The 14,188-nt window shown below is 73.0% G+C and carries 13 protein-coding genes and 1 pseudogene; 3 read left to right on the top strand and 11 right to left on the bottom strand.

The window, feature by feature from the left end; genetic code table 11:
* Positions 1-4: 4 nt before the first annotated feature.
* Together ACIRNI_RS29950 and ACIRNI_RS29945 are read left to right on the top strand one after the other, a co-directional pair.
* Positions 5-997, top strand: coding sequence for an ABC transporter substrate-binding protein (locus tag ACIRNI_RS29950; protein WP_403556331.1), 993 nt, complete (start codon positions 5-7; stop codon positions 995-997).
* Between the two features lie 138 nt (positions 998-1,135).
* Positions 1,136-2,290, top strand: a complete 1,155-nt coding sequence (locus ACIRNI_RS29945; RefSeq protein ID WP_403556214.1) for an oxygenase MpaB family protein — start codon at positions 1,136-1,138, stop codon at positions 2,288-2,290.
* 76 nt (positions 2,291-2,366) lie between these two features.
* Here the strand turns inward: ACIRNI_RS29945 and ACIRNI_RS29940 are convergent, their stop codons facing one another.
* Positions 2,367-3,146 (bottom strand): aminotransferase class IV, encoded by a 780-nt coding sequence (locus ACIRNI_RS29940; protein WP_403556212.1) that lies wholly within the window; start codon positions 3,144-3,146, stop codon positions 2,367-2,369.
* A gap of 73 nt (positions 3,147-3,219) precedes the next feature.
* On the opposite strand from ACIRNI_RS29940, the gene cpt reads away from it, so the two are divergent.
* Positions 3,220-3,792, top strand: a complete 573-nt coding sequence (gene cpt / locus ACIRNI_RS29935; RefSeq protein ID WP_403556210.1) for a chloramphenicol phosphotransferase CPT — start codon at positions 3,220-3,222, stop codon at positions 3,790-3,792.
* Positions 3,793-3,829: 37 nt separating this feature from the next.
* Here cpt and ACIRNI_RS29930 read toward each other — a convergent pair whose 3' ends face one another.
* The 10 genes and pseudogenes from ACIRNI_RS29930 to ACIRNI_RS29885 all read right to left on the bottom strand — a co-directional run bounded on the left by ACIRNI_RS29930 (position 3,830) and on the right by ACIRNI_RS29885 (position 14,080).
* A complete protein-coding gene (locus ACIRNI_RS29930) occupies positions 3,830-4,204 on the bottom strand; it encodes a VOC family protein (protein ID WP_403556208.1) in 375 nt (124 codons plus the stop codon).
* 109 nt (positions 4,205-4,313) lie between these two features.
* Entirely contained in the window at positions 4,314-5,447 is a 1,134-nt protein-coding gene (locus ACIRNI_RS29925; protein WP_403556206.1) for a GNAT family N-acetyltransferase, read from the bottom strand.
* Positions 5,444-6,718, bottom strand: a complete 1,275-nt coding sequence (locus ACIRNI_RS29920) for an ATP-grasp domain-containing protein (protein WP_403556204.1) — start codon at positions 6,716-6,718, stop codon at positions 5,444-5,446. Before ACIRNI_RS29920 ends, ACIRNI_RS29925 begins: the two co-directional genes overlap by 4 nt.
* On the bottom strand, positions 6,708-8,012 hold the full coding sequence (locus ACIRNI_RS29915; protein ID WP_403556202.1) for an MFS transporter: 1,305 nt from the start codon (positions 8,010-8,012) through the stop codon (positions 6,708-6,710). Before ACIRNI_RS29915 ends, ACIRNI_RS29920 begins: the two co-directional genes overlap by 11 nt.
* Positions 8,012-9,397 (bottom strand): diaminopimelate decarboxylase family protein, encoded by a 1,386-nt coding sequence (locus tag ACIRNI_RS29910; RefSeq protein ID WP_403556200.1) that lies wholly within the window; start codon positions 9,395-9,397, stop codon positions 8,012-8,014. The genes ACIRNI_RS29915 and ACIRNI_RS29910 overlap by 1 nt, the downstream gene beginning before the upstream one ends.
* The gene (locus tag ACIRNI_RS29905; protein WP_403556198.1) at positions 9,394-10,215 is read right to left on the bottom strand and encodes a class I SAM-dependent methyltransferase; all 822 of its coding nucleotides are present in this window, start codon (positions 10,213-10,215) and stop codon (positions 9,394-9,396) included. The genes ACIRNI_RS29910 and ACIRNI_RS29905 overlap by 4 nt, the downstream gene beginning before the upstream one ends.
* A gap of 5 nt (positions 10,216-10,220) precedes the next feature.
* Positions 10,221-10,910: a 2OG-Fe dioxygenase family protein gene (locus ACIRNI_RS29900; protein WP_403556196.1), complete on the bottom strand. Its 690-nt coding sequence runs from the start codon at positions 10,908-10,910 to the stop codon at positions 10,221-10,223.
* Positions 10,911-11,207: 297 nt separating this feature from the next.
* Positions 11,208-11,773 (bottom strand): annotated as a pseudogene (locus tag ACIRNI_RS29895) (O-acetyl-ADP-ribose deacetylase).
* Positions 11,770-13,191 (bottom strand): phytoene desaturase family protein, encoded by a 1,422-nt coding sequence (locus ACIRNI_RS29890; protein WP_403556194.1) that lies wholly within the window; start codon positions 13,189-13,191, stop codon positions 11,770-11,772. Before ACIRNI_RS29890 ends, ACIRNI_RS29895 begins: the two are co-directional and overlap by 4 nt.
* A 55-nt stretch (positions 13,192-13,246) precedes the next feature.
* Complete coding sequence (locus tag ACIRNI_RS29885; RefSeq protein WP_403556192.1) at positions 13,247-14,080, bottom strand: inositol monophosphatase family protein; 834 nt, start codon at positions 14,078-14,080, stop codon at positions 13,247-13,249.
* Positions 14,081-14,188: the final 108 nt, after the last annotated feature.

Genomic DNA, 14,188 nt, shown 5'->3' with positions numbered 1-14,188 from the left:
CGCCATGGCCGCCGCCCTCGCCCTGCTCCTCACCCTCTCGGGGTGCGGAGCCGAGGTGTCGTCCTCCGCCTCGGGGGACGGCGGCCCGTCCTCCGCCGTCACCCTGGAGAACTGCGGGCGGAAGGTGACCTTCGCCAAGCGGCCCGAACGGGTGGTCACCAACGACGTCGGCATCACCGAGCTCATGTTCGCGCTCGGCCTGGAGGACCGCATGGCCGGTTTCGTGATGCCGGACGACAAGGGCGACGTGTCCGGTATCCCGTGGAAGTCCGGCTACGACAAGGCGAAGTGGCTGTCGCGCAACGAGATCACCAAGGAACTCGTCCTCGACGCCCGCGCCGACATGGTCTTCGCGGGCTGGAACTACGGCTTCGGCGAGGACAAGGGCCTCACCCCGGACACCCTGCGCGACCTCGGCATCGACTCGTACGTCCTCACCGAGTCCTGCCGCAACGGCCGCGGCAAGGCCCGCGGGATCATGCCGCCGATGGAGGCGCTCTACACCGACCTGGCCAACCTCGGGAAGCTCTTCGGCGTCGAGGACCGGGCGGCGCGGCTGATCGCGGACTTCCGCGCCCAGGTCGCCGACGTACGAGCCAAGGCCCCGCAGGGAGCCGACCGGCCCACGGTGTTCCTCTACGACAGCGGCCAGGACAAGCCCTTCACCTCGGGGCGCTTCGCCGCGCCGCACGACATCGTCACGCTGGCCGGCGGCGACCACATCATGGGGGACCTGGAGGACTCCTGGACGGCGGTCGGCTGGGAGAGCGTCGTCGAGCGGAACCCCGACGTCATCGTCGTCAACGACTACGGGGACACGAGCGCCGAGCAGAAGAAGGCGTTCCTGCTGTCCTACCCGCCGCTGGCGGGGGTGTCCGCGGTGAAGCACCGGCGGATCTTCACGCTCGACTACGCCGACCTGGTGGAAAGCCCCCGCAACCCCGCCGCCATCGCGGCACTCGCCGCCTACCTGCGGACGGTGCCGCCGCGAGGCTGAGCGCGCCCCTGGAGTGCGCCCCGCAGTGCGCCGGGCGCACCTCCTGGTCACTCCCCCGGGTAATGGCAGGCAGATCCCGGCCTCGGCAAGATCACGAGCGCATCCCGCTTGCCGACTTCCGAGAGAAGGAGAACCGCTGTGCCCTTGTCCGCTCAGTACGTCGCGCAAGAGCTCGAGGCCGCCAGCAAAGCCGGTGACCCCGAGGCCGACGCGCTCGTGTCCGACCTGATCGACAAGAAGGAGATCGACGGGGTCAACGCCCTGTTCCGTACGATCGGCACGCTCAAGCACGGCCAGGACCGCTCGCACCTGCCGCCGCGGCTGGCCGAGTTCCTGGAGAAGGCCGAGGCCGAACCGCCCGGCTGGAGCCCGGCGGACGTCAAGGCGGCGGAGAAGTTCTTCGACCGCCACCGCGGCGAGGTGTCCATGCTCCAGGGCACCGTGGGCCTGATCGGCACCTACCTCTCCCCCACCGGGGCGTTCACCCTGCGCTCCACGGGGCGCCTGGGCGGTGTCGAAGGCCCGGGGCGCCGCCTGTCGCAGTCCTCGCGCCTTTTCATCGACATGGACAAGAAGGGCGCCATGACGGACGGCAGCCTCGCGGCGAACGTCACCAAGGTCCGCCTGGTCCACGCCTCCGTGCGCCAGCTGCACAAGAAGAGCGGACAGTGGGACTACGCCACACACGGCGAGCCCGTCTCGCAGAAGTACACCACCGGCGCGGCCTGCGTCTTCAGCGTGCAGGTCCTCCAGGCCATGCGGAACCTCGGCATCGACGTCTCCAAGGACGACGCCCACGGTTTCGTGTGCGCCTGGCACTACGTCAACCACTACCTCGGTACCCCGGAGAAGTGGCTGCTGCCCAAGGACGCCGACGAGGTGGACCGCCTGTGGAAGCAGGAGCGCGACAAGGAGTGGAAGGAGACCGAGGACGGCAAGTTCATGACGGCGCAGGCCGTCAAGTACTACAAGAAGTTCCTGCCCGGCCCCTCCCACGACGCCTTCGTCGCCATGGTCCGTACCGCCCTCACCGACAAGTACGCCGACATGGCCGGCCTCCCCAAGGGCGTCCTGGACCTCGCGGCCAAGCCGGCCGCCGCAGGCCACGGCCTGGTCAGCAAGGTGGGCGGCGGCCTGTTCGGCGGCGGCGCCGAGAAGGTGACCGGTGTCAACCCGTACAAGGACGTCCTCGGTGTCGCGTCGAGCGCCTTCCGGGAGATGGAGCACTACGCCGTGACCCACGACCAGGACGACCAGCCCCAGATGCACCAGGAGCTGGACGACAACCGCTGAGCACCGCCGCGGGGGCCGCTCCCGCCGTGACGCACGCAGTCGCGTTCCGTCGCCCTCGTCTGCCCTTGGGGCTCCCTTACAACTCCTCGCCGGCGAGGGACGCGTACGTCTCCCGCAGGACGTCCAGGAGCGGGTGCTCGACGGCCAGGGGGGCGTCGTCGACGGCCGACAGGGCGCGTACGCCGATGAAGGCGTTGGTGGCGAAGGCGGCCCGCGCGGCCTTCGCCTCCGCGAGGGTGACCGGGGCGACCCGGTGTTCCACGTGCTGGCGGAGCAGGGCCATGGTGACGCCCGGCAGCGCGGGGGCCTTCGGCCACACGACGCCGTCGTCGGTGAGGAAGCCGACGTTCCAGGTGCCGCCCTCGGACACCTGGCCGTCGGCCCCGAAGAACAGGGCGTCGTCGAACCCCTGCCGGCGCGCCGCCCTGCGGGCGTACAGGGTGCCGAAGAGGCCGGTGTGCTTGACCTCGGGCAGGTCGCGCGCGTACCGGACGCTCTTCGCGCGCAGCGGCGGCGGGGTCGCCGTGCCGGCCGGGCGCACGCTGACGAGCACGCGCGGGTGGTCGGCGTCCTCCGGGTGTGCCACGTCGACCGTGGGGTCGTACACGGTGACGCGGACGACACACGGGCCGTCCTGCCCGTCCAGGGCCTGCTGGACGTGGGCGCGGACGCGCCCGGTGTCCAGATCCGCGCCGAACACGGCCGCGCAGTCGCGTACGAGGCGCTCCATGTGCAGGGACAGGCCTCGGGTGCGGCGGTCGGCGTCGACGCGCATGGTCGTGAAGTGACCGAAGTTCGTCAGCGCGAGCGGCAGCAGGTCATCGGGGGTCACGGGCTGTCCGTCGAGTGTCGCCATGACGCCCAGCATGTCAGGGCGGCCGGAAAAGCCGGCCGCCGACAAGGGGGTGGGCGTCTATGGTGGCGCGGTGATGACTCAGGTGATCGTTCTCAACGGTGGTTCCAGCTCGGGCAAGTCCGGCATCGTCCGGTGTCTGCAGGCGGTCCTGCCGGAGCCGTGGCTCGCCCTCGGGACGGACACGCTCGTCGACGCCATGCCGGCGTCCCTGCAGACGTCGGACGGTGGGATCGAGTTCGGCCCGGACGGAGAGGTGATCGTCGGCCCGGAGTTCCGGACGCTGGAAGCGGCATGGATCGAGGGCGTCGCCGCGATGGCCCGCGCGGGTGCCCGCGTCATCGTCGACGAGGTCTTCCTCGGGAGCGCGTACTCGCAGCAGCGCTGGCGGAAGGCGCTGGACGGGCTGGGCGTGGTGTGGGTCGGGGTGAGGTGCGACGCCACGGTGGCCGCGGGCCGGGAGGTCGCGCGGGGCGACCGGACCATCGGGATGGCGGCGTCCCAGGCGGACGTGGTCCACCAGGGTGTGACCTACGACCTGGAGGTGGACACCACGCACACGGAGGCGCTGGAGTGCGCGCGGACGATCGCCGCGCGGGTCCGGGGCCCGGTGGACGGCGGCGGGCCGACAGGTGGTCGCGGTCGCTGAGCCGGGGCACCGGGCCGGGGGGACTCGTCCGAGGGGCTCAGTGGAGGCAGAGGCAGAACGGATGGCCGGCCGGGTCGGCGTAGACCCGCCAGTTGGCGCCCGGGCGGACCTGGTCCGTCCGCTCCAGCACGGTCGCGCCGAGGGCGAGCGCCCGCTTCTCCTCGCCGTCGAGGTCGTCCACGTCGAAGTCCAGGTGCACCTGCTGCGGGCGCTCCTGGCCGGGCCATACGGGCGGTTGGTAGCCGTCCACCCGCTGGCAGGCCAGCGGTGTCCCCTCGAACCCGTGCACCTCGACCCAGTCGTGGTCCTCCTCGTCCGCGACCACCCGGCCGCCGAGCAGCTCCGCGTAGAACGCGGCGAGCCGTACCGGGTCGGCGCAGTCCAGCGCGACCGCCTGCAGTTTTCGAATCACTTCCGACGCCCCCTTGCTCTTGGGTCGCTTCCGTAACACGCCCCGTACGGGGGGTGTCGTACCCGCTGTCGCGGCGGGCATGCGCGGCGGCGCACGAACCGGCGTACCGTCACACGGCGAGCCCTGCCAGCCGTTGGGAGAGGTCCTCCCGGCGCGCCTTGACGTACGCGAACTGGCGTACCGGGGTGCAGCCCCGGGACAGCTTCACCGCGTCCGAGCCGGTGGAGTAGTGGATGTGCGTGAAACCCTCGGCCATGGCCAGACGCAGCAGTTCGTAATAGACGAGGCCGAAGTACAGCGGCAGCCGGCCCTTCGCCGTGTAGTCGAAGCCGCCTTGGCGGGCGTACATCTGCCCGCCGTGGGTGAAGGTCAGGACGAAACCCACCGTTTCACCGTCGAGGTGGGCGGTGGTGACCCGGGCCGCCGCGCCGGCGTGCGCGGCCACGCTGCGCAGCACCGCGAGGAAGGCCCCCGCGTCCGCGGGCGTGCCGTGCTTGGCGTACAGGGCCGTCTCGAGCGGGGCGATCCGCTCGATGAGTTCCTCGGTGAGCGGCTGGGTCCGGTAGGTGACGCCCGCCTCCGCCAGCACGCGGACCTCCTTGCGGATCTTCACCCGGTGCCGCGACGGGAACCGGGCGAGATATGAGCCGAAGTCCCCGTCGGCCGGCACCTCCAGCGAGTACGCCGTCTGCCCGGGCAGGACGGTGTACTCCCTGGATTCCAGCACCTGGCGCAGCAGGGCGTCGTCCTCGTCGACGTACAGGAACGAGACCGCCGCCAGGCCGGCCCGCCACGCCTCGTCCTCCGCCGTCGCGACGAGCCGGCGGACCAGCGCGTGCTGCCGCTCGGGGGGCAGGCCGGCGCGCACCCCGGCCTTGGTGTGGGAGGGGTTGCGGCCGCCGCAGGCCAGCGCGGGCATGAGCGCGCCGGCCCAGTCGGCGGCCTGCCCGGTCAGCCGCTCGTGGATCGAGGCGACCACCCGTCCGGGGCTGCAGAAGACGTACGGGGTGTCCGGCTCCAGCGGGTAGGCGGGCAGCGCCGCCACCGGCTCGCCGTCCTCCACGGCCGTGAAGTAGTACGGAGGGGTGGCCGCGGTCGCCTGGGCGTGCCGCAGCCACGGGGACGTCGTGTAGAAGCCCCGGGCCCCGAACAGCGCGTCCCAGCGCTCCGCGTCGACGTCCGTCAGGTCCCGGTGCACGGCCACGTCCTCCGCGGCCGTGCCGTCGGCAGGGACGGCTGTCACCGCGCGTCCTCGTCGGCCGTGAAGACGGGGGTGAGCTGGCCGAGGGCGGACTCGGCGCGGCGTACCGCGTCACCGGTGGTGTCCCCCGCGGCGACGACGTAGCCGAGCAGGTCCAGGTTGCTCTCCGCCGGGCGCACCCGCTCCCCGGGGTGGACCTCCAGGTCCACCTCCACCACACCGGGGACGCGCCGCGCCAGGTCCACGCCGTCGACGCGGGCGAGGGTGCCGGCGCGGTGCGCGGCCAGGTAGCGGGAGGCGGCGGCGCGCTCGCGCGTGCGGGTGAGGTCGGCGGTCTGCCCGGCGTGCAGCCGGACGACTTCCCGCTGCAGGTAGACGCCCGTCGCCTCACGTATCAGCTGGGTGATCTCGGCTCCGGGCATCCGCCCGTTGACCTCCACGATCCGCGGGCCCTCGGCGGTCACCTTCACCTCGACGTGGGCGGCCCCGAAGTCGTGACCGACCGCTTCCAGGGCGCGCCGGGCCAGGTCGGCGCAGCTCCGGCGGACCGGTTCGGACAGCATGGAGGGGAAGGTGTCGCCCATCTCCACGAAGTGGGGGTGGGAGCCGAGTGCCTTGTCGGTGACGCCGAGGATGTGCCGCTCGCCGTCCACGAGGACCGACTCCACGCTGACCTCGAAGCCGACCAGGTACTCCTCGACCAGCACGCCGGGGCGGCGCGGCTGGCCCCGGAAGTCGGTGGGGCTCGCGGTCAGGTCGCGGTAGGCCGCCACCACTTCGTCGGGCGTGCGGCACAGGGTGACCCCGATGCTCGCGGACTCCGTCATGGGCTTGACCACGCACGGGTAGCCGAAGCGGTCCGCCGCGGCCAGCGCGTCGGCCTCGTCGGTCGCCTGGTGGTAGCCCGGCACCGCGACACCGGCCGCCCGGCACGCGTCGCGCATCAGCAGCTTGTCGCGGCAGGTGCGGGCGGCCTCGGGGGACAGCCCGGGCAGACCAAAGCGGGCGGCGACCTCGGCGACGATCGGGATGTTGTAGTCGGTGACGGTCATCACGCCGCTCAGCCGGCCCGCGGCGTGGAAGGGGGTGAGCGCCTCGACGACCGCGTCGACGGAGTTGGTGTCCGTGGTGACGACCTCGTCGAGGTGCTTGGCGTACACCTCCTCGGCGAGGCTGACCACGCGGTAGCGGTCCGGGTCGTTGCTCACCAGCACGGTGTGGAAACCCAGTTCGTGGGCGGCCCGCAAGGGGGTCAGGCCGAAGTTCGACAACTGGCTCTCGACGACGGCGAGGACGCCGGGTTCAGTGCTCATGGCTGTGGCTTTCGGGATCGGGCGTCGCGGAGCGGACGCGGTCTTCTTCACGGGCCGCGGCGACGGCCGCGGCGATCGGCCGCCGGGCGGCCAGGGTAAGCAGCAGAGCGGCGCAGGTGCACGCGGCGGGCAGGGTGAGGGCCGTGACCGGGCCGGCGGTGTCGGCGATCGCACCGGTGAGCGCCGAGCCCACCGCGCCGCCCACGGCGATGAAACTGCCCACGCCGGCGAACGCCTCCGTCATCCGGTGGCGCGCCGTCATGTCGCCGATCAGCTGGAACTCCTCGGCGCCGGCGGGGGCCATGGGCAGCCCGCTGAGCGCCAGCAGCCCGCCCAGCAGGACGAGCGTCCAGGCCTCGGACAGACCCGCGCGGTGGGCAAGGACGGCCGACGGCAGTACGGCCAGCGCGAGGGTCAGTATCACCAGGAGCCGTACGTACCGGCGGAAGGTGCTGCCGCCGTGGTTGCGGGCGCCGTAGAGCAGACCGCCCACGACACTGCCCACCGACTGCAGGGCGACGAGGGAACCGGCCAGTTCGGGGGCGGATCCCTGAGCGCGCAGCGCCACCGTGACCGCCACCGCGAGGGCGCTGGACAGGGCGGCGGTGAGGGCGATCGCGGCGAGCACCGACAGCGCGGCGGCGCCGCGCCGGGTGTCCCGGCCCGCCGCGCCGCCGGGCTCGTGCGCGCGGCGCGGCATCGGCGCGCGGCGGCGCACGATGCCCGCCTGCCCGTAACCCACCGCTCCCGCTCCCAGCAGCACGGCGGTGGCCAGCAGCGCGGAGCGGGCCCCGAGAAGCCAGCCGAGCGCGCTGACCGCCGACGGCCCCAGCACGAACAGCAGTTCACTCAGGGTCGACTCGAACGCGTAGGCCCGCTTGCGCAGTTCCTCGTCCTCTGTGAGGTCCTGCCACATCGCCCGCGCCGACGCGCCCACCGGGGCGGTGGCCAGGCCCGCGCAGCAGGCGGCCGCGAACAGGACGCCGGTGGGCGCGCGGGACGCCCCGAGCGCGGCGGCGGCCAGCAGCCCACCGGCCACCGGCCCGGTGATCCTCAGCACGGACGCCGGCCCACGCCGGTCCATCAGCCGGCCGATGAGCGGCCCGCCCACGGCGTTGCCCAGCGCGTACACCGCCCCGGCACCGCCCGCCACCGCCACCGGCCGGTCCGACTGGACCAGGGCCAGCAGCAGGGCGAGCGGCACCATGGTGCCGGCCAGGCGCGCGAGCGCGGCGGGCACCGCCGCCGCACTCGCGCCGGGCAGCCTCAGCAGCTCGGCGTAGCTCCTGAGCATCACGGCGACTCGGACGGTCGGGCGCCCGGGTCGGCCAGCCGGAACACGTCCGCTCCCGTCTCGGCACGCCAGACCAGCTCCTCCCGGTCCCCGTCGACCGCGACGACGGCGGCCCGGGTCCGGATGAAGTTGTTGCTCCGGCCGAGCGAGTAGGCGCCCGTGTCGTGCAGACACAGCAGGTCGCCGACCCGCATGTCCTCGGGCAGTTCGACGGAGGCGGCGTGGATGTCGTTCTCGTAGCACAGCGGCCCGGCCACCGACCACGCGGCGGACGCCGGCGCGTAGGAACGGCCGAGCGGCACCATGCGGTGCACCTCGCCACTGCCCGTCCAGGGAGCGACGTTGTTGCCGCCGTCCAGGATCAGCCAGCGGGCGTCGGGGAGTTCCTTGCGCGACATCACCCGGGTGACCAGCGCCATCGCGTCGGAGACCAGCCAGCGCCCCGGCTCACATGCCAGGGCGACGTCGGCGAGCCCCAGCTCCCCCAGCCGCTTGTCCACGCCGGTCAGCAGCCCGGCGACGTCCATCACCGGCTCCTCGTCCGGCAGCGGCGTGCCGCCCTGCATCCCCCACAGCGCCGTAAGCGGGCCGGTGCGGGGGCGGCGGATGCCCGGGACGCCGAAGCCGCCGCCGATGTTGACCTCGCGCAGCCCGAAGGTGCGGTGCAGCGCCGCGGCTTCCCGCAGGATCGGCTCCAGCGCGGCCGCCATCAGGTCCTGGTGCACGATCTGGCTGCTGAGGTGGGCGTGCACGGCTGTCAGCGACAGGTGCGGGCAGGCCGCGATGCGCTCGACGAGACCGGCGAGCTGCGCGGAGCCGGCCGGCCAGCCGAAGCGGTTGCGGCGGGCGGCCCGTTCGGCCAGCGTCCGGTACGACGGGTCCGACGACGTCGACAGCGGCAGGCCCGGGGAGATCCGGATGCCGACCTCGATCGTCCGCCCGGCGGCCGCGGCCAGCCGCTCCAGCGTCTCGATCTCCTGCTCGCCGTCGATGTTGACCCGCACACCGTGCCGCACGGCGGCGGCCAGCTCCTCCTCGGTCTTCACCGGACCGTTGAACACGGTGGCCTCGGGCCGGAACCCGGCGGCCAGCGCGGCGTCCAGCTCGTACCCGGAGACGACGTCGGCACCCATGCCGTGGCCGGCGAGCCGCCGGCACAGATAGGGCAGGTAGTTGGTCTTCACCGAGTAGTAGACCCGCGTGGGCCTGCTCAACGAGTCCAGCGCCGCGAGCAGTTCGCGGGCCGCGCGGTCGAGGCGCCCGGCGTCCAGCACGTGCACCGGGGTGCCGTGGCGGCCCGCGATGTCGACCAGACGGTCGTAGTCCCACTCCGCGGCGGCCCGGGTGTCCTGTGCGGTCTGTACGGTCCGTGCGGTACGGCTCACGACGCGGCCTCCGCCCCGGCCGTGGCGTACCGCGACGTCCCCGTCAGCAGCCGGAACCCGGCGTCGATGCGGTCCCGCTCCAGCAGGTCGGCGTACCGGCGGTGCCATGCGCCGGACTCCAGGTCGGCGCGCAGGCGTTCCACGCCACGTTCGACGGCCGCCGGGTCGGTCAGCGCGAACGCCGAGCAGGCACGGCGGACGGCCGGCTCGAGGTAGGCCTCCGGCCGGCGCCAGAAGGCGGTCATGAAACCGTCGGTGAAGTCGTGCCAGATGGGCAGTTCGGTGACCTCGCAGGGTCCGAGCAGCGAGGTGAGTCGCTCCAGCGACGGGACCCGGGAGCGCTCGGCGTCGGCGATCTCCGGTACGTAGTCCCGGGTGAACCAGTAGTCGGCCTGGACGTCCATGTCGTAGGTGACGACGGCGAACCGGCCTGCCACGCGCAGGAGTTCACGGATCCCGGCCTCCAGGTCCGACCAGTGGTGGACGGTCAGGACGGCCATGGCCGCGTCGAAGGCCCCGTCGTCGAAGGGCAGGCTTTCGGCGCGGCCCGCGATGCAGGGGGCGCTGCCCGCGCCCCGCTGGGCGCGCATCTCCCGGGAGGGCTCGACGGCGATCAGCCGGAGGCCCTCCGGTTCGTACGCGCCTGAGCCGGCTCCCAGGTTCAGGACCGTCCGCGCGTCTCCCAGGGACTCGCGGATCAGCGCGGCCCAGCGCGGGTCGGGGCGGCGGACGGCGGAGTAGCCGACGCCGATGCGGTCATAAACGGCGGCCGTGCCCGCGTCGGTGGCGGGCGGCGTGTCGAGAACGGTGTGGGGCACGGGACTCACGCCTCACTGTTGCTCGCGAGGACCTCGGCCTCGTACTCCTCGCCGTAGCGCCGGTGCTCCCACGGGTTGACCGCGACGAGCCACACGTCGCGGTGGCCGCCCTCCTCGCCGAGGTGCTGGATGTCGGTGACGTGGTGGAACATCAGCCGGTCGTCGAAGCAGATCGCCTGACCATCCTGGAGGGTGGTGGTGAAGAAGGGCTCACCGCCGCCGAGCGGCATCAACTGCGTTTCGCCGCCGGATATGTTGTGCCGCCGGGTCACGGCGACGATGCCGTAGTGGTGGCCGTCGCGGTGCGGGCCCTCGGGGGCCGCGACGCCCTCCACGTCGGGGGTGGACACGACGCGGCACTGGTGCACGTTCAGCTGCCAGTCGGTGTCCTTGTCCAGCCCCAGAGCCTCGGCACCGGCCGCGATCAGCGGCGTGGGGTCCACCGTCAGCGGCTCCAGGGTGCGCAGCTGGCCGCCGACCAGGTCGTTGTACTGGCGGGGCTGGGCGAAGTGACGGTGCGGCAGGAGTTCGAGCTTCCACTCGCCGTCGTGGACGAGCCGGAACTGCGAGAAGCGGCGGTAGCGCTGCTTGGAGCCCGTGTACGGGTCGAGCGGGAGGTTCTCGAACTGGGAAAGGGTGAACTCGTCCAGTTCGGGCGTATCGATGATCGTGAAGCCCTGTGCGTTCAAGGTCATGCCTGACTCCCTCCTCTGCGCTCCGGAGGGCCCTGGTAGAGCCCTCCCGAGCTGCACGGATCAGTGACACGAAGGACGCTAGACAGGTGCTGTCGAAAGGTAAATGATCTTGCTGGTCGAGTGTCCCCCTGCCATCTTCGACAAAATGGCGGGTTGACCCGGGATGACGACTGTGGGAACACAAGGTGAACCCAACAAGCCTGCCGGGCAAGGTTTCTGATGACGCGTCGGCAGCGGGGGAAGACCAACGAGCGTGGGACGGCAACCGCACCACGGCTGCCGCCTACAGCTCGACGCTCACGACGCTGCGGGCGCTCCCCCACCGTGCTCCGGCTTGCGCAGCTGCTCGGCGAACGCCTCGTACGCCCGCTCGTCGAAGAGGACGAACGTGACCTCTTCGACGGCGGTCTCCGCGCTCCGCGCCGCGTCCAGGGCGATGCGGGCGGCGTCGTCCATGGGCCAGCGGTAGACGCCGGTCGAGATGGCGGGGAACGCGACGGTCCGCGCGCCCAGTTCGTCGGCGACGCGGAGGGACTCGTGGTAGCAGGAGGCCAGCAGAGACGAGCGGTCCTCCTCCGCCGAGTACACCGGGCCCACCGTGTGGATCACCCGGCGGGCGTGCAGACGGCCGGCGGTGGTGGCGACGGCACGGCCGGTGGGGAGGCCGCGGCCGTAGTGGGAGGCGCGGAGGCGGCGGCACTCCGCCAGGATCTGCGGGCGGCCCTTGCTGGGGGCACCTCCCACGCCGAAGGCTGTGGGCGCCCGTCGACGCCGCCGCCGCCGAGGAGGGAGGAGTTGGCGGCGTTGACCAGGGCGTCGGCGTGCTGCTCCGTGAGGTCTCCGCGGACCAGGGTGATCCTCACCGCCGCTCCTTGCGCAGGTGGCGCCAGACCGCCTTCGCGGCGTTGTGGCCCGACATGCCGTGGACGCCCGGGCCGGGCGGGGTCGCGGACGAGCAGAGGAACACCGCGGGGTGCGGCGTGTTGTACGGGAAGAGGGAGAGGCGCGGGCGCAGCAGGAGCTGGAGGCCGCTGGCGGCGCCGCAGGCGATGTCGCCTCCGACGTAGTTGGCGTTGCGGGCGGCCAGTTCGGGCGGGCCGGCGGTGGCGCGGGCGAGGACGAGGTCGCGGAAGCCGGGGGCGAAGCGCTCGATCTGGCGCTCGACGGCATCGGTGAGGTCGCCGCGCCAGGCGTGCGGGACATGGCCGTACGCCCAGAAGACGTGCTTGCCCTCGGGTGCGCGGGAGGGGTCGACGAGGCTGGGCTGGGCGGTGATGAGGAACGGCGTGCGGGGTGCCGTGCCGCTGGAGGCCTGGGTGAGCGCGGTGCCGATCTCGCGGCTGCTCGGGCCGACTTGGACGGTGCCGGCGCGGCGCGGCGCTTCCGCGGTCCAGGGGACGGGGCCGTCCAGGGCGTAGTCGATCTTGAAGACGGAGGCGCCGTACCGGTAGTGGTCGTAGAACCGGCCGAAGCCGGCGATGCGCGCCAGGGCGGTCGGGGAGGTGTCGAAGACGTACGCGCGGGCGGGGGGCAGGTCGTCGAGGCGCTTGACCTCGTAACCGGTGTGGACCGTGCCGCCGAGGTCCTGTACGTACGCGGACAGGGCGTCGGAGATGGACTGCGAGCCGCCGCGCGGCAGCGGCCAGCCGCCCGCGTGCGCGGCGAGCGCGAAGACGAGACCGATCGCGCCGGTGGCGAGGCCGTTCAGCGGGGCGATGACATGGGCGACGAGCCCGGCGAACAGCGCGCGGGCCCGGTCGTCGCGGAAGCGGCGCATCAGCCAGGTGGACGGCGGCAGGCCGTCGATGCCGAACCGGGCCAGCGTGACGGGGTCACGCGGCAGCGCGGTGAGCGGCAGGGACATGAAGTCGCGGGCGAGGGTGTCCCACTTGCCGAGGTACGGCGCGACGAGCCGCCGGTACGTGCCCGCGTCCCGCGGCCCGAACGAGGCCGCGGTCTCCGCGACGGAACGGGACAGCACGGCCGCCGTCCCGTCGTCGAAGGGGTGCGCCATGGGCAGTTCGGGGTGCAGCCACTCCAGCCCGTACCGGTCGAGCGGCAGGGCCTTGAACGCCGGTGAGCCGACGCCCAGCGGGTGTACGGCGGAGCACGGGTCGTGCCGGAAGCCGGGCAGCGTGAGCTCCTCGGTCCTGGCACCGCCGCCGACGGTGTCGAGGGCCTCGAACACGGCCACGGAGAACCCGCGCCGGGCCAGCTCGGCGGCGGCGGTCAGCCCGTTGGGCCCCGCCCCCACGACGACGGCATCCAGCATCGACGGCACCTTTCGGACTCCTTCGTCAGCCGATGGCCAAGGGCTTCAGGATAGGTCCCGGCTCCTACTGACGGGTCAGCAGGTCGCGGACACGGGTGGCGGTGGCCCGGTCGCGGGCCGCCGTGAACGGCAGGGCGTTGCCGCCGGTGATGCGGAAGGGCTCGCCGGACACGGTGGTGTGCGCGCCGCCCGCCTCCTCGACCAGCAGCAGGCCCGCCGCGTGGTCCCAGGCGTACTCCCAGGTGAACGCGAGCGCGTCGGTCACGCCCCGGGCGATGTCCAGGTACGCCAGGCCGGCGGAGCCGCACGGCACGGGGTGGACGCCTTCCGTGGCGAGGCGCAGCAGGGCGGCCTTCTGGTCCGGCGTGGTGTAGTCGGGGTGGGACGTCGCCACCTCCAGCACCTCGCCGGGCAGGGGCGAGCCGGACCGTATCGGGGTGCCGTTCAGCCGCGCGCCGCGCCCGCGCACCGCGACGGCCATCTCGTCCGCGACCGGGGCGTACGTCCAGCCCCCCAGCAGCTCGCCGTGGCGGGCGAGCGCGACGAGCGTGCAGAAGCCGGGCTCGCCGTGCACGAACTGGCGGGTCCCGTCGACCGGGTCGACGATCCACACGGGCGCGTCGCCGCGCAGCGCTTCGTACACGGTCGGGTCGGCGTGGACCGCCTCCTCGCCGACCACCACCGAGCCCGGCAGCAGCGCGGTGAGCGCGGCGGTCAGGTGGGCCTCGGCGGCCCGGTCGGCGACGGTCACGAGATCGTGCGGGCCGCTCTTCTCGAGGATCTCGTGCGTGGCGAGCTGCCGCCAGCGCGGCATGATCTCGGCGGCGGCCGCCGCGCGCACCGCCTCCTCGACCCGCGAGGACAGGGAACCGGAACCGTCGAGAAGCTCATCGATCATGCGTCCAGCCAATCACGGACCACTGACAACGGGCGACTGAACCGGCGGCGGACGTCGTCGGCGACTGGCACCGCGTCGTCGGCGACCGGCACCGGCGACCCTTGGCCG

Source organism: Streptomyces sp. NPDC093546 (genome assembly GCF_044765045.1).
Taxonomy (GTDB): domain Bacteria; phylum Actinomycetota; class Actinomycetes; order Streptomycetales; family Streptomycetaceae; genus Streptomyces.
This window is presented reverse-complemented; position numbering and strand designations above follow the sequence as displayed.